Source organism: Rhizobium sp. KNZ14-9A, from assembly GCF_056755015.1.
The window spans coordinates 2,973,520-2,997,656 of record NZ_JBPGXB010000002.1; the positions used below are offsets into that span (position 1 = coordinate 2,973,520).

15 protein-coding genes are annotated in these 24,137 nt (G+C 59.9%); 6 read left to right on the forward strand and 9 right to left on the reverse strand.

Going from position 1 to position 24,137, the window contains the following annotated elements; all coding sequences use genetic code 11:
- The first annotated feature begins 7 nt into the window (after nt 1–7).
- A complete protein-coding gene (locus ACR9ZQ_RS21600; protein ID WP_481429347.1) occupies nt 8–1,438 on the forward strand; it encodes an FAD-binding oxidoreductase in 1,431 nt (476 codons plus the stop codon).
- 35 nt (nt 1,439–1,473) lie between these two features.
- On the opposite strand, the gene ACR9ZQ_RS21605 is transcribed toward ACR9ZQ_RS21600, so the two are convergent.
- Nucleotides 1,474–5,217: a DUF1217 domain-containing protein gene (locus ACR9ZQ_RS21605; protein WP_481428783.1), complete on the reverse strand. Its 3,744-nt coding sequence runs from the start codon at nt 5,215–5,217 to the stop codon at nt 1,474–1,476.
- Between the two features lie 300 nt (nt 5,218–5,517).
- Here ACR9ZQ_RS21605 and ACR9ZQ_RS21610 point away from each other — a divergent pair, with 300 nt between their 5' ends.
- Nucleotides 5,518–6,084 carry a DUF6101 family protein gene (locus tag ACR9ZQ_RS21610; RefSeq protein WP_007817899.1) on the forward strand — a complete coding sequence of 189 codons (567 nt, stop codon included), beginning with the start codon at nt 5,518–5,520 and terminating at the stop codon, nt 6,082–6,084.
- Nucleotides 6,085–6,161: 77 nt separating this feature from the next.
- On the opposite strand, the gene ubiA is transcribed toward ACR9ZQ_RS21610, so the two are convergent.
- Entirely contained in the window at nt 6,162–7,121 is a 960-nt protein-coding gene (gene ubiA, locus ACR9ZQ_RS21615) for a 4-hydroxybenzoate octaprenyltransferase (RefSeq protein WP_310378478.1), read from the reverse strand.
- A gap of 149 nt (nt 7,122–7,270) precedes the next feature.
- The gene (locus ACR9ZQ_RS21620) at nt 7,271–7,948 is read right to left on the reverse strand and encodes a FadR/GntR family transcriptional regulator (protein WP_439014227.1); all 678 of its coding nucleotides are present in this window, start codon (nt 7,946–7,948) and stop codon (nt 7,271–7,273) included.
- A 557-nt stretch (nt 7,949–8,505) separates the two neighbouring features.
- Here ACR9ZQ_RS21620 and ACR9ZQ_RS21625 point away from each other — a divergent pair.
- On the forward strand, nt 8,506–10,407 hold the full coding sequence (locus ACR9ZQ_RS21625) for an autotransporter outer membrane beta-barrel domain-containing protein (RefSeq protein ID WP_481428784.1): 1,902 nt from the start codon (nt 8,506–8,508) through the stop codon (nt 10,405–10,407).
- Nucleotides 10,408–10,566: 159 nt separating this feature from the next.
- The gene (locus ACR9ZQ_RS21630) at nt 10,567–11,358 is read left to right on the forward strand and encodes an SDR family NAD(P)-dependent oxidoreductase (RefSeq protein ID WP_481428785.1); all 792 of its coding nucleotides are present in this window, start codon (nt 10,567–10,569) and stop codon (nt 11,356–11,358) included.
- Nucleotides 11,359–11,382: 24 nt separating this feature from the next.
- On the opposite strand, the gene ACR9ZQ_RS21635 is transcribed toward ACR9ZQ_RS21630, so the two are convergent.
- From ACR9ZQ_RS21635 to ACR9ZQ_RS21650, 4 genes are all read right to left on the reverse strand, one after another.
- Nucleotides 11,383–12,192 (reverse strand): MipA/OmpV family protein, encoded by an 810-nt coding sequence (locus ACR9ZQ_RS21635; protein WP_481428786.1) that lies wholly within the window; start codon nt 12,190–12,192, stop codon nt 11,383–11,385.
- 117 nt (nt 12,193–12,309) lie between these two features.
- Nucleotides 12,310–12,888, reverse strand: a complete 579-nt coding sequence (locus ACR9ZQ_RS21640; protein ID WP_481428787.1) for a histidine phosphatase family protein — start codon at nt 12,886–12,888, stop codon at nt 12,310–12,312.
- Between the two features lie 50 nt (nt 12,889–12,938).
- Nucleotides 12,939–14,198, reverse strand: a complete 1,260-nt coding sequence (locus ACR9ZQ_RS21645) for a class I SAM-dependent methyltransferase (protein ID WP_481428788.1) — start codon at nt 14,196–14,198, stop codon at nt 12,939–12,941.
- A 133-nt stretch (nt 14,199–14,331) separates the two neighbouring features.
- Nucleotides 14,332–16,641, reverse strand: coding sequence for a Tex family protein (locus ACR9ZQ_RS21650; protein WP_481428789.1), 2,310 nt, complete (start codon nt 16,639–16,641; stop codon nt 14,332–14,334).
- Between the two features lie 239 nt (nt 16,642–16,880).
- Here ACR9ZQ_RS21650 and glyS point away from each other — a divergent pair, with 239 nt between their 5' ends.
- Entirely contained in the window at nt 16,881–19,058 is a 2,178-nt protein-coding gene (gene glyS, locus ACR9ZQ_RS21655) for a glycine--tRNA ligase subunit beta (protein ID WP_310378496.1), read from the forward strand.
- Nucleotides 19,059–19,417: 359 nt separating this feature from the next.
- Nucleotides 19,418–19,912 (forward strand): 2-thiouracil desulfurase family protein, encoded by a 495-nt coding sequence (locus ACR9ZQ_RS21660; protein WP_310378499.1) that lies wholly within the window; start codon nt 19,418–19,420, stop codon nt 19,910–19,912.
- Between the two features lie 72 nt (nt 19,913–19,984).
- On the opposite strand, the gene ACR9ZQ_RS21665 is transcribed toward ACR9ZQ_RS21660, so the two are convergent.
- Together ACR9ZQ_RS21665 and ACR9ZQ_RS21670 are read right to left on the reverse strand one after the other, a co-directional pair.
- Nucleotides 19,985–21,808 carry a methyl-accepting chemotaxis protein gene (locus ACR9ZQ_RS21665; RefSeq protein WP_310378501.1) on the reverse strand — a complete coding sequence of 608 codons (1,824 nt, stop codon included), beginning with the start codon at nt 21,806–21,808 and terminating at the stop codon, nt 19,985–19,987.
- Nucleotides 21,809–22,087: 279 nt separating this feature from the next.
- Nucleotides 22,088–23,911, reverse strand: coding sequence for a methyl-accepting chemotaxis protein (locus ACR9ZQ_RS21670; RefSeq protein ID WP_481428790.1), 1,824 nt, complete (start codon nt 23,909–23,911; stop codon nt 22,088–22,090).
- Nucleotides 23,912–24,137 lie beyond the last annotated feature (226 nt).

The following is a 24,137-nucleotide window of genomic DNA, read 5'->3' on the forward strand; positions in this document are numbered from 1 at the left end:
GGGCTCCATGAGCAGCACAAGCATTTCTCCAGAGATCATCGAACGTTTCACCGCCATCGTCGGCGAGAAATATGCGCTGCGCAGCGAAGCTGATCTCGCGCCGCACCTCATTGAAAACCGCGGCCTCTATCACGGTTCCTCCCCTCTCCTGCTCAAGCCCGGTACGGTCGAGGAAGTCTCCGCGATCATGAAACTTGCCACCGAAACCGGTACGGCCATCGTACCGCAAACCGGCAATACCGGCCTCGTCGGTGGGCAGACGCCGCGCGAGGGCAAGGCGGACGTCATCCTGTCGCTCGAACGCATGAACAAGATCCGCGATGTCGATCCGGTCGCAAACGTGCTGGTCGCCGACGGCGGCGCGATCCTGGCCGAGGTGCAGAAAGCGGCCGAGGCACATGGCCGCCTGTTTCCGCTCTCGCTTGGCTCGGAAGGCTCCTGCCGCATTGGCGGGAATCTCTCCACCAATGCAGGCGGCACGGCGGTTCTCGCCTATGGCAATATGCGCCAGCTCTGCCTCGGCCTAGAAGTCGTCCTGCCGACAGGTGAGATCTGGGACGGGCTTCGCCGCCTGAAGAAAGACAATACGGGCTATGATCTGCGCGATCTCTTCATCGGCGCGGAGGGCACGCTCGGGATCATCACCGGCGCGGTACTGAAGCTCTTCCCGCAACCGCTCGGCCATCAGGTGGCATTTGCCGGGCTGTCCTCGGTCGAGGATGCGCTCGCCTTCTTCAACCTCGCTTCCAGCCTCTGCGGCGCCTCGCTGACCGGCTTCGAGCTGATGCCGCGGTTCGGTGTCGAGATTACCGTGCGCAATATCGATGGCGTGCGCGATCCGCTCGAGACGCCGCATGACTGGTATGTGCTGATCGACATCTCCACCTCCGATTCCGCCGAAACGGCCGAGAGGATGATGAATGCCGTGCTGGAGCAAGGTTTCGAAGCGGGACTTGTTCAGGATGCGGCAATCGCCTCCTCGGTCGCGCAGCAGAAGGCGCTCTGGCACATGCGCGAGAGCATGTCGGACGCCCAGAAGCCGGAGGGCGGCTCGATCAAGCACGATGTTTCCGTGCCGGTTTCGAAGATACCGCACTTCATGAACGAGGCTGCAGAGGCGGTAATGGCGGCAATGCCCGGCGCGCGCATCTGCGCCTTCGGCCATATGGGCGATGGCAATATCCATTACAACATCTCGCAGCCGGTTGGTGCCGACAAGGATGCCTTCATCGCCCGCTGGCACGAGATGAACCATATCGTGCATGGGCTGGTGCTTACCCATGGCGGTTCGATCTCCGCCGAGCACGGCATCGGTCAGCTGAAGCGTGACGAGCTGGCGTCGATCCGGCCGGCAATCGAGATGGAACTGATGCGCCGCATCAAGCACGCCTTCGATCCGGCCGGCATCATGAACCCGGACAAGGTGGTGAGCCTCTAGAACCTTTCCTGGGCTCTGGAAGGCTCACACCATTATCAAAGCAACGATGATGCCTGGCCGGTACCTCCGGTCAGGAGCTGGAGCGCCGGTGACTGCTGCGTGTTGTTCTGGATGTCATACATGGCCGTGAAGCGCTTGACGAGCTTGTCGACCTTCTTGGGATCCTGCAGGTCCTCTAGCTTCACGAAACGGCCGAGGAGATCGACCTGCTTGGCGACATCCATCGACGAAATCTGCGCCGGCAGGCTATAGGTCGTCTGGACGACCTGATAGAGCGCCTTGTCGCCGAGGATCTGGTAGAGCGAGGTGACGTCACCGGCCTTGCGCTTGAAATAGAGCGCCAGGCGAACGCCATCATTCTTTTCGCCCTCCTGGGTTTCCAGGGTCATCTGCACATACTGCTGCTGCGTATTCGCCTCGGCCTGCTTGTCCTGGATCGTACCCATCTTGGCGCGTGTCAGGTTGCCGTCCTTGTCGAAATTGAAGGAAGCGACGATCTCCTTGAAGCGCGCGTCAGCCGTGGTGTTGAGATAGCTCTTCTTGTCATCAGGATCGGAGGTGAAGATCTTCTTCAGCGTATCCTTGTCGTACTTCTTCGGATCGAGGCCATTTGCTTTCAGCACGAGATCCGTCAGGCGCTTGTCGGCCAGGAACTCGTCGAGCGAGGTTATGCCTGGAATGGTCTTGCCGAAATAATCCACTTCCTTGGTGGCATCCTTGGAAGCGCGGTCCTTTGCGGGGCCGTCTTTCATGAGCATGGTCACGTGCGACTTATAATCGGTCGCATATTTCGCCAAGGTGGCGGCAGACAGAGCCGACAGGGGCTCGGCAGCCTTGCCATCGGGACCGAAGTTGAAAGCGCGCACCATCTTGGTGATCCGGTCGTCCTTGAAGGATGCGACATATCCCTTCGGATCATAGGGGTCGCTGACGAGCAGCTTGCGCATGGTGGAGCGCGAGACATCGTTCGTCGTCAGACCGTAAGCCTGCAGCGACATCTGATAAAGATCCGGATAGGAGTTGTTACCGAGAAGCGTATCGGCGGTGGCGTTGGTCTTCATGAAATCGTTGACATTCTTTACGCCATCGGCGTCATCCATTCGCGACTTGTAGTTCGCGATGATGCGGTCAATGAGATCGTCGCCCTGACTGTTGACGCGAGCGCCGTAATTGTCCGACGTGTTCGTCGTCTGCTCACCGGTCTGGGCGGTCGTCGAGGTCGGCAGCGATCCATCCGAGCCGAAATTGAAAGCGGCGTTGAGATCGCCCTGGCCGACGGAAGCAGCATGAGCCGGATCGGTGAGGATATTCTTCAGCTCGGCGTTGCTCGTGTCGTAGGCCAGGCCGTAGGCCATTTTCAGATAGTCCGTCAGGGACGAGTCAGCGAGCAGCTGATCGACATCATTGACGTCGCCCATCCGGTCAAGAATGCCTTGCTCCCGCATGGAAGCGGCCGAATTCACAGAAGCTATCTGTGCGGAGGTTTGTGCGGGACCGGAAGTGACAGTGCCGTCCGCCGCGAAATTGAACGCCGCCTTCACCTTGGCATAGGGGTCGGTGTCGCTCTGATCGGTGAGAATGTTGCGCAGATCGGTATCCGAAACGCTCGTCGGAATACTGAAGGCATAACGGATGTAGCTGTTGAGATTCGGGTTAGCCAGCAACTGATCGACGCTGGAGATCGAAAGTATCGTGCTGCCGTAATAGGTGGCGGCGTCGTCTGCCTTCTTAGTCATCGCTGCCACCTGGCCGGCGCTCTGCGACAGGGTGTTTTGGGCGACCGTTCCGTCCTGACGGAAATTGAAGAGCTTATAGACGTCGGTGTAGCCCTGGGCAGCCGCAACCGTCGGATCGGTGAGAATGCCGCGAAGCGTGGTGTCGCTGATGTCGTTGCCGATCTGCATGCTGGTGCGCAGGAAGCTGACCAGCTTACTGTCGGCGAGGAACATGTCGACTGCCGAGGTCGAACCGTTGTTGGAAAGGTCGCTGAGCTTGACCTGATAATACGAAGAGTTGTTGGCGACGAGCTGATTGATGCCCTGGAGCTGGAGAGGATTTTGGGCGCCGACAACACTGCCATCCGGCTGCGTCTGGAAGGTGACCGAGCCATCCGCGTTGAAATTGAAGGCATCATGGATGTTCTGATGGCCCGCGGTATCGGCATAGGCGGAATCCGTGAGGATGTTCCTCAGTTCGGCATTGCTGAAATCCTGACCGAGGCCGTAGGCATCCTTGATGTAAGAAGTTAGCATCTTGTCGGAAAGCAGTTCGTCGACGTTGTCGATCGGGCTGACGCCACCCGGCGGTTTCATCATGTTCGAGAAGTAGCTCGAGACGTTCGTCGCGCCATTCACTATGCCCGTCAACTGGTCATAGGACTGCGCGCGCTCCGTCGGAGAGACCGTACCGTCGGCCTTGAAATTGAAGGCCTCGTAGGCATCTCCCAAATCGACCGAACGGGCATAGGCAGGATCGGTCAGGACGTTTTTCAGCTGCGTAAAGCCCGGATCCATGCCGAACGCGGAGCGAACATAATCTGCAAGCCGCTTGTCGTTGACCAATTGATCGACATTGGTGATCGTGCCGATCTTGGACAGATAGTAGCTCTTGTTGAGATCGGACATCACCGGGCTGGTATAGTACACATCGCTGGCCGTGCCGTCGCGGTCGACGATCTGCGTTGCAGTCTTGATGTTATACTGTTCGATGACGTTGTTCTTCTGCGTCGCGGTCTGGGCGGCGCCGACCACGGGAGCGCGGAAGGCGTATAGCTCCGCGACCGTGTCGGTCTGGCCGGAATTCTGCGCCGAACCATTGACCGAGCCATCAGCGTTGAAGCTGAAATAAGAACGAAGTTCCTTGTATTTGTCGCCGACATAGTTGAGCGACGGATCGGGGTTGCTGAGTGGCGTGTCGCCGCCAAGCGTGGCCGGATCGCTTGTCAGCACCATCTTGATGAAAGCGTTATCGGCGGTTGCCGGATCGATGCCGACGGACTGCAGCGCCACCGTGCGCAGGCGCGGATCGGCTAGAAGGTCGTCAACCGACTGCACCGAACCGATATTGTCGCGGAAGTACTGGGTGTCGCCGTTATCAGGCTTGAAGTTGAATTGCTGCGCGAGCGCATAGAGCTTGTCACCGACATATGTCTTGGTCGGATCGTAAGCCGGATCGCTCGTATCAGGCGCATTGCCGCCAAGCTTGCTGATGTCAGTGGTCAGGACACTGGCGATGTAGTCCTTCGACATGTAGGTCGGGTCGATGCCGACGCTCTTCAACGCGTAGTTCAGGAGGCGGGAATTGCCGACGAAGTCCTGGACGGTCTTCACGTCATCCATCTGCGCGCTGTAATATTTCGTTTCGGTGGCAGTCTGTTGTGCCGCGTCGGCAAAGGACTGCTTGTAGAGGCCAATCAGATCGTCTTCCTGTGCGTCGGTCTGAATATCCTTGGGCGGCGCATTGAAGTTGAAGGCGGCAGCGAATTCCTTGTAACGCGTGTCGGAAAGCTTGTTGGCGAAACTGTTCGCATCCGTGAGATCGCTCTCCAGAACCTTCTTCATGAAGGCCTTGGCATAGATCATGTCATCAAGGCCATAGGCTTTCATGGCGTAGCTATAGAGCTTGTAGTCGCCAAGGAAATCGTCGACGTCCTTCACCTTGTTGATGTGGTCGGCATAATACTGGGCGTCTTTTTTGACCTGCGCCTGATTGGCGACGCGGTCCAGACTCTTAGGCATATCGCGAGACAGAATGACGTATGCCAGGGATGCCGTGATCATAAATGCGCCCTTTTCAGCAAAGTCTTTAAAGAATGACGGACCATTGGTGCGAACATTTTGCCACGCAAAGCTTACCCGAGACTTACCTGAAGCTGTCCCGCTTTAAGACACGGGCGCGTTCACCATCCGGAAACCCTGCCATATTCAGTTTTGCTAACCATTCCGGGAGGCAGGATTTCTTTAACCGCAATTTTTAAGCTGTACGGAACGGGAGCCGCCTATTGTCGGACCACAGAGGACGAAAAGTCCCGAGGAGAAGACCGGAAACCGGCTCTCAGGTAAGACAAGGGTAGAAATGAAATGAAGAATACCGTTCTGAAGCCCGTCTGGGCTGGCACGACATTGCGTCTTGATCCGTCTCGCTTTCCGCAGCAGGTAAGCTACGCCATCCACGACCATGCCAGTGACGTCAGCATAACGATCGACGAACGCGGCGCGGTCCTGCGCAAAATTCTCCCCTCCAGCGGCCTGCCGCTCTCCATCGCCTTGCCGCGGCGCGTCTTCAAAGGCGTTGCAGCGCGCGCCATCGACCATGGCAATGGTGAAGTCACCGTGACGCTCGAGCTGCATCACGAAGATCCGGAACTCTGCATTCCGCTGCTCGTCGCCCACGATCTCGGCGATATCGCGGCCGACTGGCGCAGCTGGTCGGAAGCCTTCGGCATTCCTATGCTGATGGTGGAAGCCGACGGTGTCGCCCGCCCTCTCGAAGAACATCTTGGCGGACTGCGCACCAGCGAAATGAAGCCGCGCCGTCGTCACTCCTATTTCGCAAACCGCCGCCCGCGCTTCCTCGTGCGCCGCACGACCGGCAAGCTCGGCGTCATCATGAAGATCGAAGGCAAGGAAATCATCGCCCGCAGCTGAGCGATACGTTCTGAACCGATTTCAAAACCCGGCCATCGCGCCGGGTTTTTCATTTCGGGGTCATTTTTCACTTCAGATCAGGGAATGGCAAAAAGCAGCGAGACGAACAGGCCGAGAAAGATGATCAATCCGACTCGGGTGTTCGATTTGAAGAGCGCGAGGCACTGCGCGCCGTCGTTGATATCGAGCGCCCTGATCTGCCAGGCGAACATTCCGGCGGCAATCAACAGACCGACAAAAGCCAGAAGGCCGACACCAGCAAGCGCAAAGGACAGGAACATCAGCACCAGCGTCAGTCCGTAGAGGCCGACAAGCGCCAGACGCGTGCGCTCGCCGAACAGGCGCGCGGTGGAGCGAACGCCGATCAGCTCGTCATCCTCCTTGTCCTGATGGGCATAAATCGTGTCGTAGCCGATCGTCCAGACGACCGAGGCTAGATAAAGCAGGAAGGCAGAGAAGGAGAGGCTGCCGAAAATCCCTGCCCAGCCCATGAGCGCGCCCCAGGAAAAGGCAAGACCGAGGAAGAATTGCGGCCAGTCGGTAAAGCGCTTGGCGAAGGGATAGAGGGCGACGACCCCGAGCGACAGCACGCCGAGAAGCACGGCAAACCAATTGAACTGTAACAGCACGAACAGACCGACCAGCGCCTGTAGCCCGATGAAAATCTTCGCCTGCCGGCGCGTCACACGACCTGAAGGCAGCGGACGCGAGCGGGTGCGCGCCACCTGCATGTCGATCTCGTGGTCGACAAGGTCATTATAGGTGCAGCCTGCGCCGCGCATGGCGACGGAGCCGATAAAATACAGGAACAGATGATAGAGCAGCAGGGCGCCGGAGAAGACGCGCGGCTCGATAGCCGCATTGGCGGCAAGGGTCGCCGACCAGAAGCACGGCCACATGAGGAGTTGCCAGCCGATCGGCCGGTCCCAGCGCGCAAGCTGCGCATAGGGCCACAGCCAGGGCGGCAGGATGCGATAAACCCAATTATCCGAGGGCGCATCGGCAACGCGCCCGTTGAGACCGTCAATCTGTTGCATACGGTCATCTAGCGATGGGCAGCGCCCACGGTCAAGACTCCATCGCCGGCGAGCTCCACCATCTGCTGCCCGATCGTATCCGCTTCATGCCGCAAGGCTCCTGTCCCGCGGCGCGAAGGAGAGCATCATCGGATCACCGGCCGGCATATCTATCGCTGACGCGCGGCCAGGGCACGCCTCACATCTTCCTCGGCCCCGTCCAGCAAAGAAACCAGGGCCTTGCTCGCGCCGGCGGAATCGCGATTTGCCATACTCTCCACGACCTGCTGATGCAGCGGCAGCGAATGGCTCTGGCCCTGCGGATTGTCGTCGGAAAGCCGGAAACTGATCACCAGCGCAGTCTCGATCAGCGCCGCCAACGAACCGATCAATTCATTGCCGGACATGCGTAGGATCGCCTGATGGAAAGCAAGATCCGGCACGGCAAAACGCGCTCCGTCATCGCCCGCCCGTTCCATCTCGGCGAGCAGACCACGCAAATGCTCGATCTCTGCCGCGGTGGCGCGTTCGGCCGCCAGCGCACCGGCCGTCGGCTCGATCGCACGGCGCAACTCGAAAAGCGAACGGGCGTCCTCGGCGGTGGTTCTGCCGCCGTAGCGCCACAGGAGCACATCCGGATCGAGAAAATTCCAGTCCCTGCGCGGACGCACGCGGGTGCCGATTTTCGGACGCGATTCCACCATGCCCTTGCCGGCCAGAACCTTGATCACTTCACGCAATACGGTGCGGCTTACCCCATGCGCGGCACTCCAGTCATCCGCATTCGGCAACGGATCGCCGGGCAAAAGATCACCGCGCACGATGCTCTGGCCGATCTCATTGAGCACCCTCGTGTGAAGGCTGCTGCCGACCATCCCCTCCATGCGCAACGGCGCCGCGAGAGCCAGACGGGCTTTCGCATTCTTCCTATTCTTCATACTATTCATACTATTGTCATATCGCTCCCCTATTACCGCTCTCATAGAACAGTCTCTTTAGTGACGTCAACTCGCAATACATGAATAAACTTGGATAAACGTGTTTAAGTAGAATCAGAGTCCCAGAAATGGAAGATTTATGATGGATTTACTAACAAAATTTCGAGCTTAGATCCCGATCTTATTCTATATTTCTGTGTCTATATTTTCAGCATTTGAAAATGACGCGATTTATAACTCGAATATCGCAAATGTATAATCGCATTTTCGATCGGTTCGACTACGCGCGCTGAACCAGCACGCACCCCACTCTCCATGAAAGCATCACGACCGACCGGCCTTCGAGGCCTGTCAGCGGATCACTGCGCTTTCATCACGCCGCCTTCACCGCCGCCGCCTGCCATCAGGTCGGCGGTCCCTCTCGGCTGCGACCAAGCAGCCTTTGCCCTACGAAAAGGAGACTTGAAATGCCATTCATGACCAGAGGTCCCTCAACCAGGGCGCCCATGGCGCAAGCGGCAAGACCGCTCATCCTGACTGCTCTCCTCTGCGCGACGGCCATGCCTGCTTATGCCGTCGAGCCCTGGATCATGGTCGAGAAGTTTACATTCACCGACGATCCCATCACCTATCGCGGCCAGGGCGTGACGACGGACGGCAAGAACTGGTACTTTTCCGGCACGAACGCGCTGGACAAGGCGGACGGCAACTTCACCACGATAACGCGCGACAACAGCGCGATTGATCCGGCCCTCGCAAACCCGTTTGCCGGTGCGCCCAGAGGCCTCAATCATATCGGCGACATCGATTACGCCGACGGATACCTCTACATCTCGCTGGATACCAGCACCCGCGATCCCGTCACTGGCGAGAAATACAACACGCCGGTCTTTGCGATCTATAACGCGAGCGACATGACCTATACGGGCAAGTATTTCGCCCTGACCCCTCCGCATGGCAAGCATGACGTCGCGAGCTGGGTAGCCGTGGATGCCAAGAAGGGCCTCCTCTATGGCATGGCCTATGACAACTCCACGGAGATCGCGGTCTACAATCTCTCCGACGGCTCCTTCAAGCAGTACATTCCCCTTTCGAGGACGATCGACCAGGCGCAGGGCGGCAAGATCCTTGATGGCTGGATGTATTTCTCCACCGAAAGCGATACAAAATCGCTCTATCGCGCCAATCTGACGACAGGCGAAGTGGAAGAGATCGGCCAGCTCGACACTCCCGGCGACCAGGAAGTCGAGGGGCTCTCCTTCGGCTGGACCAAGGATGGCTGGTCGCTTTATGTCATCAACCGCGAACAGCCCGATCCGTTGATCGACGAGTCCATCGGCTTCTATCGTTATCTGCGGCCCTACGGCAATGCGCTCTCCGGCGAGATCCATTCCAGTGTCAAGGGCGCCTTCATCCAGGACAGCCTCTATCTCGACGATGCGGTCGGCCAGCGCCTCCGCTCGGCGTTCAGCGCAGTGGGCACGCCCATGTCGGAGGTCACTTCCTATGACGAGAACGGTTTGACAGGCGCGATCAGCAACACCGAAGGCCTCGCCATCTGGAGCCAGGCGATCGGCGCCAAGAGCACGACCGAGGGAGCGGGCTACGCGGCCGATTTCGATCACTCGACCGGTGGCATCGTCTTCGGCGCCGATGCGGCTGTCGGGACATGGCGCTTCGGCGCAATGGCCGGCTACAGCAATACCAGTTTTGATGTCGATGCCCGCACCTCATCCGGCTCGAGCGATAACGTCCATCTCGGTATCTATGGCGGCACGCAATGGGGTGCGCTGGGCTTCCGCACCGGCGTCTTCTATACCTCGCACGATATCAGCACTAAGCGCCATGTCGTCTTCCCGGCCTTCAACGAGACCCTGTCGGCCGACTACGACGCCCGCACCACCCAGGCCTTCGCGGAACTGGCCTACCGGATGGATTTTGAAGATACCGCTTTCGAGCCCTTCGCCAACCTCGCCTATGCTCGCCTGAAGAGCGATGCCTTCTCGGAAGAAGGCGGCACGATCGCAGCGCTGTCAACCGGATCGTCCAGCATGGACACCGCTTTCACCACGTTCGGCATTCGCGCCTCCACCGATATCGATCTGCAGGATACCAAGGCGACCGTGCGAGGCATGCTTGGCTGGCGGCACGCCTATGGCGATGTCACGCCGAGCTCCAAACTCGCCTTCAATACCGGCGCAAGCTTCGATTCCGTCGGCGCCCCGATTGCCGAGAATGCACTGACCATGGAAGCCGGCCTGGATTTCAACCTGGCGAAAAACGCAACGATCGGCGCATCCTACGCAGGTCAGATTGCGGGCGATACCCAGGACCATGCGGTCAAGATCAATTTCAACGTGAGCTTCTGAACCGGGCCCGAAGTCCGCCGCAAGTTCCGGTTCTGAACACCGTTGAAAAAGACGCTGCAGCGCTTCCCGGGTGCCTGCGGCGTCTTCCGTTTGATACAGTCGGGCGCCACATTCGCGCACGACCCACCAGCCTTTACGACCTTCTTTCCGGAGTTCCCGATGAGCCGAGATGCCAGCGACAACCTTGTGACCTACGCCAGCTATCCGAGCCTCAGAGGCCGAAGTGTGTTCATCACCGGCGGGGCGAGCGGCATCGGCGAAAGCCTTGTGCGGCACTTCTGCGCCCAGGGCAGCCGGGTCGCTTTCGTCGATATCGCCGAGGAGAGTGGCCGTGAGCTTGCCGCTGCAATAGACGCTGATGGTCACACTGCGCCGCTCTTCATTCCCTGCGATCTGCGCGATATCGAGGCGCTGAAGCACGCGATCGGTGAAGCGGTTGCGCAGAACGGCCCGCTTCAGGTGCTCTGCAACAATGCCGGCAACGACGACCGGCACCAGACGGAGGACGTGACCGTCGCCTATTGGGACGACCGCATGGCGATCAACCTGCGTCATCAGTTCTTCGCTGCGCAGGCTGTTCGGCCCCATATGACGGCGCTTGGCGGCGGCTCGATCATTAATTTCGGCTCGATCACCTGGATGGTCGGCGATCCGGATTGCCCGGCCTATGTGACGGCGAAAGCGGCGATCTACGGGATGACACGGGCGCTTGCACGGGAGTTGGGGCCCGAGCGCATCCGCGTCAACTGCATGGTGCCCGGCTGGGTGATGACCGAACGGCAGATGCGCCTCTGGCTGACGGAAGCCAGCGAACGGCAGATCGCCGAGCGCCAGTGTCTCCCGGACAGGCTGCAGCCCTCCGACATCGCCCGCATGGCGCTGTTTCTGGCCGCCGACGACAGCGCCATGTGCACGAGCCAGCAGTTCATCGTCGACGGCGGCTGGGTATGATCTGGGCGCGTTCAGGCAGCCGGATCAGTTCAGCGTGAAATTGAACTTGTAGCTCGCAGACAAGCCGATCAGGAACTGGTTCTTTGAACCTTTCTCGCGCACAAGGCTGCTGTCGGCCGCCGGACCGGCAAGGCGCTTATATTCCGCGAAGGCGCTCGTCGACAGGTTCTCCGTCGCGTTCCAGGTTAGCGCCGTGCCGGCACCATAGGACTGGATGCCGCCCGAGGGATCATAAGGCTTCAGCCCGCTTGCGGCTGACTGCGCTTCGTTGACGCCGTAATAGGAATGGAAGTAGCCGCTCGTCGCAAAGGTGGCACGCGGGCCGCCGGAGAGCTGCAGATCGGGCGCGATATCGGTGAAGGCGTCAAGCGCCACGTCGGCCACGAGGCCATCATGGGAGCGGATACCCTGGCGGACTTCGGCGCGAGCGCGCAGCCAGTCGGTCGGATAAACCTCGGCAAAACCACCGATTTCCGCGCCCCACTTGACCTTCTTCAGGCCGTGCAGATCGCTGTCGTCGTCTTGGTCACGCTCAGGCACATAGCGACCGACGATACCGGCGCGGAAGCCGCTGTTATCGACGAGCGCGAAGGATGGATTGTCGTTGCGCGAGGAAAAGCGCGGACCGGCGCCCTGACGACCGACCGAAATCAGCGGGCTGAACTTGAATTCGTTGCTTGAGGCGCCTTCGAACTTCGGCGCGGAAAAGCCTGATACGCCGACTTTCAGATACCAGTCGCCGGACCACCAATGGCCGCCTTCCTGGGCGGAGGCGGTGCCGAAAGAGGAAAGAGCAATAGCTAAAAAGATCGATACGACAGATCGATTAAACACATCCGCACTCCAGGAAACGCAATACAAGAACGGCCGCGGACGGCGGCGATCGGTACATTTATAGCGAGGGTGTTACCTCTATCTTAACCAAGGCGGAAAGATCGAAGGGATGGGAAATTACTTCTGGTTCCAGCGGCGGATGACCGGTTCGGTCAAATCGTGCTCATAGCCGAGAACGCTGATGCTCGTCGTATCCAGAATGAAACGGGAGCCGTCTTCCGGGGGCAGGCCGAGCCAGCGGGCGCCGAGCACACGCAGGAAATGCGAGCTCGAAAAGATCAGGACCGGGGCATTGGCCTGCCGCAATTCGGCAATGATGCGATCGGCACGAGCGCCGATATCGGCGGCGGCTTCACCATCCGGACAGCCGTCGCGGAAGAGCTGCCAGCCGGGACGTTTCAACAGGATTTCCTTGGTGGTGATACCTTCATAGGCACCGTAATCCCATTCGGCGAGATCAGGCTTAATGACGGCCCCCTCCCCGAAACCTGCGAGCGCGCAGGTGTTGCGCGCCCGCTGCGAGGGGCTGGACCAGACAGCGGAGACGGAAAGACCTGCGAGCCGCGGAGCGAGCGCGCGGGCTGCAGCCTCGCCATTGGCGGTGAGCGGAATATCGCTGCGGCCAGTGTGCTGGCCGGATAGCGACCATGCCGTCTCGCCGTGGCGTACAAGAGTGATTTCGGGAAATGCGCTCATATCCGTCTCTCCAAAAAGAAAAAAGCGCGGGCCAGGCCGCGCTTTCGATATCAGAAGGTAAACTTTTCCAATGGCGGACGCGTCGCCTCGAATTCCCTAAGCTTTGCCTCGTTCTCCGGGATATAATTCCGGTTATCGGGCGTCGCGAACTGGTTCCTGGTGATCTGGATCTGCTCGATGAAGAGTTCGTCCCAGCGGAAGCCCATTTCGGAGCCGGCCAGATAGAACTCCCACATACGGAAGAACTTCTCGTCGTAAAGCGCCACGGCTTCTGCCTTGCGGGCAACGAAGCGCTCACGCCAGTGGCGCAGCGTATAGGCGTAATGCAGCGGGAGCACTTCGACGTCGCGCGTCAGCAGTCCCGCCTTTTCGAGCGGCACCAGTGTTTCGGCGATCGAGGGAATGTAGCCCTGCGGGAAGATGTACTTCTCGATGAAGGCGTTGGTGGCGAAGCTCGGCTTCGGACGCGCGATCGAATGCAGAAGCATGATGCCGTTGTCATCCAGGAGCTCGTGCACCTTCTTGAAAAAGTTGCCGTAATTGCCGATGCCGACATGTTCGAACATGCCGACCGAGACAATGCGGTCGAACTTCCTGCCGTTCATGTAACGATAATCCTGCAGCTCGAAGCGGACGCGATCGGCAAGACCGCGTTTCTCTGCCCGTTCGCGGGAAATCTTCAGCTGCTCTTCGCTGAGCGTAATGCCAGTGACGTCTAGGCCGGGCGTCGATTCCGCCAGATACATGGCCATGCCGCCCCAGCCGGAGCCGATCTCCAGCACGCGCTGGTTCGGCTGCGGCATGAGCTTTGCCGCGATGTGGCGCTTCTTGGCGACCTGCGCTTCTTCCAGACTGATACCGGGCGGATCAAAATAGGCGCAGGAATATTGCCAGTCCTCGTCGAGGAAGAGTTCGAAGAGCTTTTCGGAGAGGTCGTAATGGTGGGCGACATTACGCTTGTTGTGGTTGATCGGCATGCGGCTCTTGAGTTGCTGCATGGCAATGCGGCCGATCAGCAGGGCGGCCATCTTGAAATCGAAGATTTCGTTGGTGGTGTTCTGCTTCACCAGAGCGAGGAAGTCGTAGATGTCGCCCTGTTCGAGAATGAACCGGCCTTCCATATACATTTCGCCGAGCTTCAGCGTCGGATCGCGACGGATCGCATCCTCGGCTTCCTGATCGGCAAGACGAACGGCAACCAGTTCCCCGGTGCCGTCGCCAATCGTGTGGGTTTCGCCGTTGGCAAGAGTAAGGGCCAAAGAACCCTTTCGGACAATTTTTTGGACAATCGATAAGAATGCCGACGCCATGGACGCCTCGCAAATGTGACAGGATGGTCACATCAACTTAATAGCTCTCTTCTGCCTTACAAGCGCCGGATTTAGCACTCCGCAGATTCAATTGCCAAAGTGTGACATTTTTGCAATTTCGGCCCCTAAGCCCTTATTTTCGCTTCATCGCTTCGGACAGCGCCGCACCGAAGGCGCCCTGGCTCTGCGGCTTTGCCGGCGTGGGCTTGCGATCCTGCTGCGGGCGCTGGCCGGTATTGCCACGCGACTCACCACGCGGAGAGCCGGCCGGAACGCCGTCATCCTTGCGCATAGAAAGGCCGATGCGCTTACGCTTCACATCCACCTCGACAACGCGCACCTTGACGACGTCGCCGGCCTTCACAATTTCGTGAGGATCCTTGATGAAACGGTCGGCAAGCTGGGAGACGTGGACCAGACCATCCTGATGCACGCCGATATCGACGAAGGCGCCGAAGGCAGCGACATTCGTGACGGTGCCTTCCAGCACCATACCTGGCTTCAGGTCACTGATTTCATCGATGCCTTCCGCAAAAGTCGCAGTCTTGAAGCTAGGGCGCGGGTCGCGTCCGGGCTTATCCAACTCGGCGATGATATCCTTGACGGTCGGCAGGCCGAACTTCTCGTCGATGAACTTGTGCGGGTCGAGCGCCTTCAGGGTGACGCTGTCGCCCATCAGAGAGCGCAGATCGCGGCCGCAGGCGGCGACGATCTTCTTTGCCACGCCATAGGCTTCCGGATGCACGGAAGACGCATCGAGCGGCTCCTTACCGTCAGGGATGCGCAGGAAGCCGGCCGCCTGTTCGAAGGTGCGCTGGCCAAGGCGGGCAACCTTCAACAGGTCCTTGCGGCTTTCGAAAGCGCCATTCTGGTCTCGGTGTAGCACGATCGCATCGGCAATCGAACGACCAAGGCCGGACACGCGGGACAGAAGCGGCGCGGACGCCGTATTGAGATCGACGCCGACGGCATTCACAGCATCTTCCACGACCGCGTCGAGCGAGCGGGAGAGCTTCGTCTGATCGACATCGTGCTGATACTGGCCGACGCCGATCGACTTCGGCTCGATCTTGACGAGTTCGGCGAGCGGGTCCTGCAGGCGCCGCGCGATGGAGACGGCGCCGCGGAGCGAAACGTCGAGTTGCGGGAATTCGGCGGCCGCGGTTTCGGAAGCTGAATAGACGGAGGCGCCGGCTTCAGAGACGATGACCTTGGTGGGCTTTGGCGCAGGAAGTGCGGCCAGCATATCGGCCACGAGCTTTTCCGTCTCGCGGCTGCCCGTGCCGTTGCCGATCGCGATCAGTTCGACATTGTGCTTGCGGATGAGGGAGGCAAGCTCTGCCTGCGTGCCGCGCACGTCGTTCTTCGGCGGGAAAGGATAGACCGTCGTTGTGTCGAGCAGCTTGCCGGTGCCGTCGATGATCGCAACCTTGACGCCGGTGCGGATGCCCGGATCGAGACCCATCGTGGCCCGCGAGCCGGCGGGTGCTGCGAGCAGCAGGTCCTTGAGGTTGCGAGCGAAAACGTGGATCGCCTCCTCTTCCGCCCTTTCGCGCAACTCGCGCATCAGATCGAGCGAAAGGGACATGGACAGCTTCACGCGCCAGGTCCAGCTTATGACGTCCATCAGCCAGCGATCGCCCGGACGGCTTGCGCCGATCTCGTAAGCAGCGGCGATCATGCGCTCGACCGGCTTATTCGGCGAGGCAACCTCGGCATCGGCCTCGATTGTCAGCGTCAGCACTTCCTCGTTCCAGCCGCGCAGCATGGCAAGCGCACGGTGGCCGGGGGCGGTTGCCCAGCGTTCGGAATGATCGAAATAATCGGAGAACTTTTCGCCGGTCGCCTGCTTGCCGTCTACGACCTTGGCCTTCAGAAGGGCGGCATTGCGCATATGGGCGCGCAGCCTGCCGAGCAGATCGGCATTTTCGGCAAAACCTTCGGCGACGATATCGCGGGCCCCTTCGAGGGCAGTCTTCACGTCAGGCACATCGGCCGTGATATAGGCCTCCGCCAGCGCGGCCGGATCCTTGCCACGATCGGCGAGGATCGCTTCGGCAAGCGGGCCAAGGCCGCGCTCGCGGGCAATCTCGGCGCGGGTGCGGCGCTTCGGCTTGTAGGGCAGGTAGAGGTCTTCCAGCTCGGCCTTGGTGGCGGCCCCCGAGAGCTTCGCCATCAGCTCGTCACTCATCTTGCCCTGGCTGGTGACGGATTCGATGATCGTATCGCGGCGGGCTTCAAGCTCGCGCAGATAGACAAGCCGCTCGGCCAGCGTACGCAGCTGCGTATCATCCAGCCCGCCCGTCACTTCCTTGCGGTATCGGGCGATGAACGGCACCGTTGCACCCTCGTCCAGCAGCTCGATCGCCGCCTTGGCCTGATCGGGCCGGGCGTTGATTTCGGCGGAGATACTTGCTGCGAGCGAACGAAGGTCAGCGGCCATGAGATTTCCTGCAGTTTATTAGGGGTTGGCGGACCATAGCGGCGAAAAGCAGCAAGGCAATGCCTACCGCCGCTTTCCACAGCGGAAGGGAACGCTCCTGTCGGTTTAAGCCATATATCTGAGGCGCAATTGAGCCTTTCGCCTCCTGTTTTTGCGGTTGTGCAGATGCGGCATTCTTTGGTAGCAGAGGCGACCATTTTTGATTGCCCCTGCCCTGCAGGCGCCAGGAAAAGAGTACCATGCCGAACCTGCTTCTCGAACTTCGCTCCGAAGAGATCCCCGCCCGCATGCAGCGCAAGGCCGCCGGTGACCTCAAGAAGCTCCTCACCGATGCCCTGGTGGAAGCAGGATTGACCTATGAGGGTGCGCGCGAATACTGGACGCCGCGTCGCCTGACGCTCGACATTCACGGGCTGACGGCCCGCTCCGCCGATATCCGAGAGGAGCGCAAGGGGCCGCGCACCGACGCCAACGAAAAGGCGATCGAGGGCTTCCTGCGCGGCGCCGGCCTTTCTTCAGTTTCCGAGGCACAGGTCGTCAGCGATCCGAAGAAGGGCGATTTCTACGTCGCCGTCATCTCCAAGCCGGGCCGCGGCGCCGAAGAGATCATCGCCGAAGTCATGCCCGGCATTATCAAGGATTTCCCCTGGCCGAAGTCGATGCGCTGGGGCAAGGCGTCCTCGCAGCCCGGCTCGCTGCGCTGGGTGCGCCCGCTGCAGTCGATCGTCTGCACCTTCGGCACCGAGCATGAAGAAACGGTCGTCATCCCCTTCGAGATCGACGGCCTCGTCGCCTCCAACGTGACCTACGGCCACCGCTTCCACGCACCTGAGGCCATTACCGTCAAGCGCTTCGACGATTACGTCGCGAGCCTCGAAAAGGCGAAGGTCATTCTCGATGCGGAGCGGCGCAAGGACATCATCCTGCATGATGCCCGCGACATCGCCTTTGCGAGCGGGCTGGAACTGGTCGAGGACGAGGGCCTGCTGGAAGAAGTCTCCGGCCTCGTCGAATGGCCGCAGGTGCTGATGGGTTCCTTCGAGGAGGACTACCTTTCGATCCCGTCAGAAATCATCCGCCTGACCATCAAGACCAACCAGAAATGCTTCGTCACCCGCAAACAGGGTGGAGAGACGCTTTCGAACAAGTTCATTCTCGTGTCGAACATCCAGGCGAAGGATGGCGGCAAGGAAATCGTTCACGGCAACGGTAAGGTCGTGCGTGCGCGCCTATCGGACGCGCTGCATTTCTGGAAGCGCGACCAGGGCAACCTGCCAGACCTCGAGACGCTGGAAGCTTCCGCCAAGAAATTCGGCCTCGACCTCGCCAAGCCGCTCGACCAGCGAATGGCCAAGCTCGATGCTCTCAACGTGACCTTCCATGCCAAGCTCGGCACACAGGGCGATCGCGTCGAACGCATCCGAGCGATGGCCGCCAAGATCGCCATGCCCGTCGGCGCCGATTACAAGGTGGTGGACCGCGCCGCGGTTCTCTGCAAGGCGGACCTGCGTACCGAAGCCGTTGGCGAATTCCCGGAACTGCAGGGCGTCATGGGCCGCAAATATGCGACGCTGCAGGGCGAAGACACCTCCGTTTCGACCGCGATCGAAGACCATTACAAGCCGCAAGGCCCGTCCGACCGTGTGCCCGACGACAAGGTGGCGATATCAGTGGCGCTGGCAGACAAGCTCGATACGCTCATCGGTTTCTGGGCGATAGACGAGAAGCCGACCGGCTCGAAGGATCCGTTTGCGCTTCGCCGTGCGGCACTCGGCATCATCCGCATCCTGCTCGAAAAGCGCGGCCGCGTGACGCTCTTGCCGCGCATCACCTCGCATATGCAACGCATCGACATGGATATTGGCGCCAGCGTCGATACCGACGACCTGACGCGGCAGTTCGATCTGCTCTCCTTCTTCCACGACCGCCTCAAGGTCTATCTGCGCGAACAGGGTGCTCGACACGACCTCATCGATGCCGTGCTGACACCTGAATCCGACGACCTCCTGATGGTCGCCCGCCGCGTCGAGGCGCTGACGGCGTTCATCACCTCGGAAGACGGCATCAATCTGCTTGCCGGCACCAAGCGCGCCACGCAGCTTCTCGCAGCCGAGGAAAAGAAGGGGACCGTGGTTGCCGATGGCGTTTCGGAAGCGCTTTTGAAGCTTGATGCCGAGAAGGAACTGTTTGCGGCCATCAGCAAGGCTTCGTCGGAAGCTGCGGGCGCCGTTGCGCATGAAGATTTCCGCTCGGCCATGGAAGCGTTGTCGAAGCTGCGCGCGCCGGTCGATCGCTTCTTTACCGATGTGCTCGTTAATGACGAGGATGCGGCGATCCGCGCCAACCGCCTTGCGCTGCTGCGGATGATTCGCGCCGCGACTGGAACGGTGGCGGATTTCTCGAAGATTGCCGGCTGAGAGATAGACGATAAACAAATCGGGCCTTTCGTCCCCTCAGTTCGTTCCGTCATGCTCGGGCTTGTCCCGAGCATCTACTGTGGGTTGATGCGTAGCAGATCCTCGGGACAAGCCCGAGGATGACGTCGAGTGAAGGCAATTTCGTCAGAAGACGGATAGAACTCTTCGTGTTTCTTTACCCTTGTCGCCCCTTCTGCATCTTGGCGATGGTCAGCGTTTCGCCGGCGTCCCCTTCGTCCTGTCATGGCACAGGCGCAATGATGCGCACCCGGCGCAATGCTGGTTGCGAAATTGCATTGAGGAAGCTGCATCGCGGATGGAACGATGACGCCGGCGTGAATATGCAGTAAAGCTCATTCATGGTGTCGAAAATCCTCGTCAGTGCCTGTCTCATGGGCCACGCCGTCCGCTATGACGGACGCGCGAAGCCGCTTGTCCATCCGGCAATCGAACGCTGGATGCAGGAAGGCCTGCTGGTCACGATCTGCCCGGAAATGTCGGCCGGAATGCCGGTACCACGGCCGCCTGCCGAGATCACGGATGCGGCAACGGGCGAGGATGTGCTGACAGGTACCGCCCGTGTCGTGGAGCTGACAGGCGGCGATGTGACCGATGAATTCCTGCAGGCGGCGGAAAATGCCGTGCGGCTCGCGACCGATAGCGGCTGCCGCTATGCGCTGCTGATCGATGGCAGCCCGTCCTGCGGTTCCGGCTTCATCTATGACGGGTCCTTTTCAGGCAACCGGCACGCCGGCAACGGCGTTACTGCGGCTGCCCTCAAGCAGGCGGGTATCGAGGTCTTTTCGGACCGCGACATCGACCGCCTCATCGAGCGGATCGGCCATGCCGGCTAACGACACGGCTGCCGGGGAAACCGGCAGCCGCTAATTTCTTTGGTGATGAAATTGCTTTTAGTCACCCCGTCTTTAAGCGGCGCGGCGCCCCTGATGCGTGGCGGGAGCTGCGGCAGCATTGCCGACGCGGAAGCCCCTGATAAGGCCGAGCAGTTCATCGGTGTCGGCAGCCAGCGTTTCGGCCGATGCCGTGGTCTCTTCGGCCATGGCGGCGTTCTGCTGGGTGGCGGCATCGAGCTGGTTCATCGAGGACGAGATCGAACGTAGCGTCGTATCCTGTTCGGAAGCGCTGTGGGCGATCTTGGCGACGATCTCATTGGCAGCCTTGATCTGGTCGGAGATGCGCTTCAGCGCTTCGCCTGCCTCGCCGACGAGGCGGACACCATGGTCGACCTGGCTAGACGAGCGGGCGATCTGATCCTTGATCTCCTTGGCGGCAGCAGCCGAGCGCTGGGCCAGTTCACGTACTTCCTGAGCGACGACGGCAAAGCCCTTGCCGCTTTCGCCGGCACGGGCTGCCTCGACACCGGCATTGAGCGCCAGCAGGTTCGTCTGGAAGGCGATCTCGTCGATGACGCCGATGATCTTGGTGATTTCCGACGAGGACTTCTCGATGCCGCTCATGGCTTCGATCGCCTGGGTGACGATCGCATCGCTGTGGGTTGCTTCGGTCGAGACCGAGTGAACCCGCTTGCTGGCTTCATGGGCACCATCGGCCGTCTGGCGCACGGCAACGGTCAGCTCGTCGAGAGCAGCCGAGGTTTCCTCCAGGCTTGCGGCCTGACGTTCGGTGCGCTGCGAAAGCTCGTTGGAGGCGCGGCGGATCTCTTCCTTGGCGACACCGATATCACCGCCCTTGGCGCTGACCTGGGCCATGGCGGCCTCGAGATGCGAAAGCGCATCGTTGAAGTTGTCGCGCAGGGCCGCGTATTTCTGGCCGATGTCGGCGCAACGCACCGTCAGGTCGCCGTGGGCGATCTGCTCCAGCGCCTGACCGATGGTGCTGACGACGCGAGCCTGCAGCGAGGCTTCATCCTGCTGATGGCGCAGGTTGCTTTCGCGCTCGCTTTCGAGAGCCAGCTGCTGGGCAGCCTCGCGATCGGACATCGCGTGACGTTCCCTGATCTTTTCCTGCAGCGACTGCGTCGCCTTCGCCATCATGCCGACTTCGTTGTTCATGCCGGTATGCGGGATCTTCAGGGAAACATCTTCCTCGGCAACCGCCTGCAGGGCGTTGTGCACGTCCTTCAGAGGGTTCGAAATACCGCGGATGACCAGATAGGCGGCGACAAGGGCGAAGAAGAACAGGACGATGCTGCCAGAAAGCGCAGACAGAATCTTGTCGTTCACCTGGGCATCGAGATCGTCCATGTAGACGCCGGTGACGACGACGACCTTCCAGGGATCGAAGGCCAGTGCATAGGCCGTCTTGCGATAATCGCCAACGGGCTGGCCCGGTTTGGCTGTGGAATAATATTCGACGAGACCACCGCCCTGCTGCCCGACCTTGACCAGCTCTTCGCGATAGAGCTTGCCCTTGCTGTCCGGTTGCCCCTTGTTGGTCTGGCCGATTTTCGAGGCGTCATAGTGGAACATCATCTGGATGTCGTAGCTATAGCCGAAGAAATAACCATCAGGGTCGTATTTCATGGCGTTGAGCGTGGTGTAGGCCTGCTTCTGGGCGTCTTCCAGCTTCATTTCGCCTGAAGTCACCTTTGCCTGATAGAGCTTGAGAACGGAGACCGCGGACTGGACCTCCGAACGCAGCATGTCATAGCGTTCCTTGTAGATCGCATTGACCGAGGAGCGGACCTGGAGGGTGGTTGCGATCGCAAACGCTACCATCAGGCCGATGACCAGCAAGATAAGCTGCTTCGATATTTTCAAATTTTTCATGATGCCTCGCAACGGGAATGAGTGGCTGCATTCCGGTGCGGTTTTCTACCGCCTGTGCGAGCGCGCCAGATAAAGGCGACGCATCTACCGCTGCTAAAGGAACATGCTGCGACCGGTTGGTTACGATTGGCATTCATCCTATAATAAAGCTTTAATTTTATTAGATTTTGGACAAAATTTCCCTACAAATCTGGGGGGCACCGAAAGCAAAACCGCCGGATCTTCATCCGGCGGCCGCTAATTTCCTTCGTGATGAAATTGCTTTTAGTCACCCCGTCTTTAAGCGGCGCGGCGCCCCTGATGCGTGGCGGGAGCTGCGGCAGCATTGCCGACGCGGAAGCCCCTGATAAGGCCGAGCAGTTCATCGGTGTCGGCAGCCAGCGTTTCGGCCGATGCCGTGGTCTCTTCGGCCATGGCGGCGTTCTGCTGGGTGGCGGCATCGAGCTGGTTCATCGAGGACGAGATCGAACGTAGCGTCATATCCTGTTCGGAAGCGCTGTGGGCGATCTTGGCGACGATCTCATTGGCAGCCTTGATCTGGTCGGAGATGCGCTTCAGCGCTTCGCCTGCCTCGCCGACGAGGCGGACACCATGGTCGACCTGGCTAGACGAGCGGGCGATCTGATCCTTGATCTCCTTGGCGGCAGCAGCCGAGCGCTGGGCCAGTTCACGTACTTCCTGAGCGACGACGGCAAAGCCCTTGCCGCTTTCGCCGGCACGCGCAGCCTCGACACCGGCATTGAGCGCCAGGAGATTCGTCTGGAAGGCGATCTCGTCGATGACGCCGATGATCTTGGTGATTTCCGACGAGGACTTCTCGATGCCGCTCATGGCTTCGATCGCCTGGGTGACGATCGCATCGCTGTGGGTTGCTTCGGTCGAGACCGAGTGAACCCGCTTGCTGGCTTCATGGGCACCATCGGCCGTCTGGCGGACGGCAACGGTCAGCTCGTCGAGAGCAGCCGAGGTTTCCTCCAGGCTTGCGGCCTGACGCTCGGTGCGCTGCGAAAGCTCGTTGGAGGCGCGGCGGATCTCTTCCTTGGCGACACCGATATCACCGCCCTTGGCGCTGACCTGGGCCATGGCGGCCTCGAGATGCGAAAGCGCATCGTTGAAGTTGTCGCGCAGGGCCGCGTATTTCTGGCCGATGTCGGCGCAACGCACCGTCAGGTCGCCGTGGGCGATCTGCTCCAGCGCCTGACCGATGGTGCTGACGACGCGAGCCTGCAGCGAGGCTTCATCCTGCTGATGGCGCAGGTTGCTTTCGCGCTCGCTTTCGAGAGCCAGCTGCTGGGCAGCCTCGCGATCGGACATCGCGTGACGTTCCCTGATCTTTTCCTGCAGCGACTGCGTCGCCTTCGCCATCATGCCGACTTCGTTGTTCATGCCGGTATGCGGGATCTTCAGGGAAACATCTTCCTCGGCAACCGCCTGCAGGGCGTTGTGCACGTCCTTCAGAGGACTGGAGATGCCACGGATAAAATAGGCCGCAGCGGCGATGCCGCCGACAAAGACGATCAGCGAGGCGGTCAGCGCCTTCCAGATCGTCGCATTGACCTTCTGCTGCAGGTCATCGAGATAGACGCCGGTACCGACGACGATCTTCCAGGGTTCGAAAGCCTTGGAATAGGCGCCCTTGAGGAAGACCTGGTCTTCCGGCTGGCCGGGCTTGCCCCAGTAGTAGAAGGTACGGCCGCCGCCGGCCTTGCCGTGGTCGACGAGCGCCTGGCTGAATTTCGTGCCCGTCTTGTCTACCTGACCGCTCATGTCCTTACCGATATTGGTCGGATTCGGATGAAAGAGCTGGACGACATTGTAGTCCATGCCGAAGAGATATCCTGATGGCTGGAAGGTCACGCGCTTCAGGATGTCGAAGGCTTCGGTCTGGGCAGCCTCATGCGTCATCTGGCCGGCCTTCTCGCGTTCGTAGAAGGTGTTGAGGACGGAGATGCCTGATTCGACCTGCGTGCGCAGCATGTCGAAACGCTCATCATAGATTGCCTGCTCGGATGTGCGGATTTCAAAATAGGTTGCGACTGCAAATGCAGCCATCAAAACACCGACCAGCGCAAAAAGCTGATGAGCAATCTTGAGTTTCTTCATGATTGGCCTCACGGAAAAGGTGAAATGCAGTCTCCCGGATCGGTCAACTCCCGACCTGCGCGCGAGAAATCGCGCGCTCAGCTAGCGCAATCATGCGTCCTCCGGCCCTCGGTAAGTAAAATTAATGTGAATGATTAAATTATCTTTTAACAAAGGCAGGGCTTCTAGTCGGGCGGCCTAGTAAAATTGATGGGTATCTTCTTACAGACTTGTCTAAGTTGCACCC

What these genes read in the sequence shown, in the direction of transcription:
- ACR9ZQ_RS21605 (WP_481428783.1), bottom strand. Translation starts at nt 5,217, where the DNA reads ATGATCACGGCATCCCTGGCATACGTCATTCTGTCTCGCGATATGCCT.
- ACR9ZQ_RS21640 (WP_481428787.1), bottom strand. Translation starts at nt 12,888, where the DNA reads ATGAGCGCATTTCCCGAAATCACTCTTGTACGCCACGGCGAGACGGCA.
- ubiA (WP_310378478.1), bottom strand. Translation starts at nt 7,121, where the DNA reads ATGCAACAGATTGACGGTCTCAACGGGCGCGTTGCCGATGCGCCCTCG.
- glyS (WP_310378496.1), top strand. Translation starts at nt 16,881, where the DNA reads ATGCCGAACCTGCTTCTCGAACTTCGCTCCGAAGAGATCCCCGCCCGC.
- ACR9ZQ_RS21660 (WP_310378499.1), top strand. Translation starts at nt 19,418, where the DNA reads ATGGTGTCGAAAATCCTCGTCAGTGCCTGTCTCATGGGCCACGCCGTC.
- ACR9ZQ_RS21600 (WP_481429347.1), top strand. Translation starts at nt 8, where the DNA reads ATGAGCAGCACAAGCATTTCTCCAGAGATCATCGAACGTTTCACCGCC.
- ACR9ZQ_RS21610 (WP_007817899.1), top strand. Translation starts at nt 5,518, where the DNA reads ATGAAGAATACCGTTCTGAAGCCCGTCTGGGCTGGCACGACATTGCGT.
- ACR9ZQ_RS21625 (WP_481428784.1), top strand. Translation starts at nt 8,506, where the DNA reads ATGCCATTCATGACCAGAGGTCCCTCAACCAGGGCGCCCATGGCGCAA.
- ACR9ZQ_RS21650 (WP_481428789.1), bottom strand. Translation starts at nt 16,641, where the DNA reads ATGGCCGCTGACCTTCGTTCGCTCGCAGCAAGTATCTCCGCCGAAATC.
- ACR9ZQ_RS21630 (WP_481428785.1), top strand. Translation starts at nt 10,567, where the DNA reads ATGAGCCGAGATGCCAGCGACAACCTTGTGACCTACGCCAGCTATCCG.
- ACR9ZQ_RS21645 (WP_481428788.1), bottom strand. Translation starts at nt 14,198, where the DNA reads ATGGCGTCGGCATTCTTATCGATTGTCCAAAAAATTGTCCGAAAGGGT.
- ACR9ZQ_RS21665 (WP_310378501.1), bottom strand. Translation starts at nt 21,808, where the DNA reads ATGAAAAATTTGAAAATATCGAAGCAGCTTATCTTGCTGGTCATCGGC.
- ACR9ZQ_RS21670 (WP_481428790.1), bottom strand. Translation starts at nt 23,911, where the DNA reads ATGAAGAAACTCAAGATTGCTCATCAGCTTTTTGCGCTGGTCGGTGTT.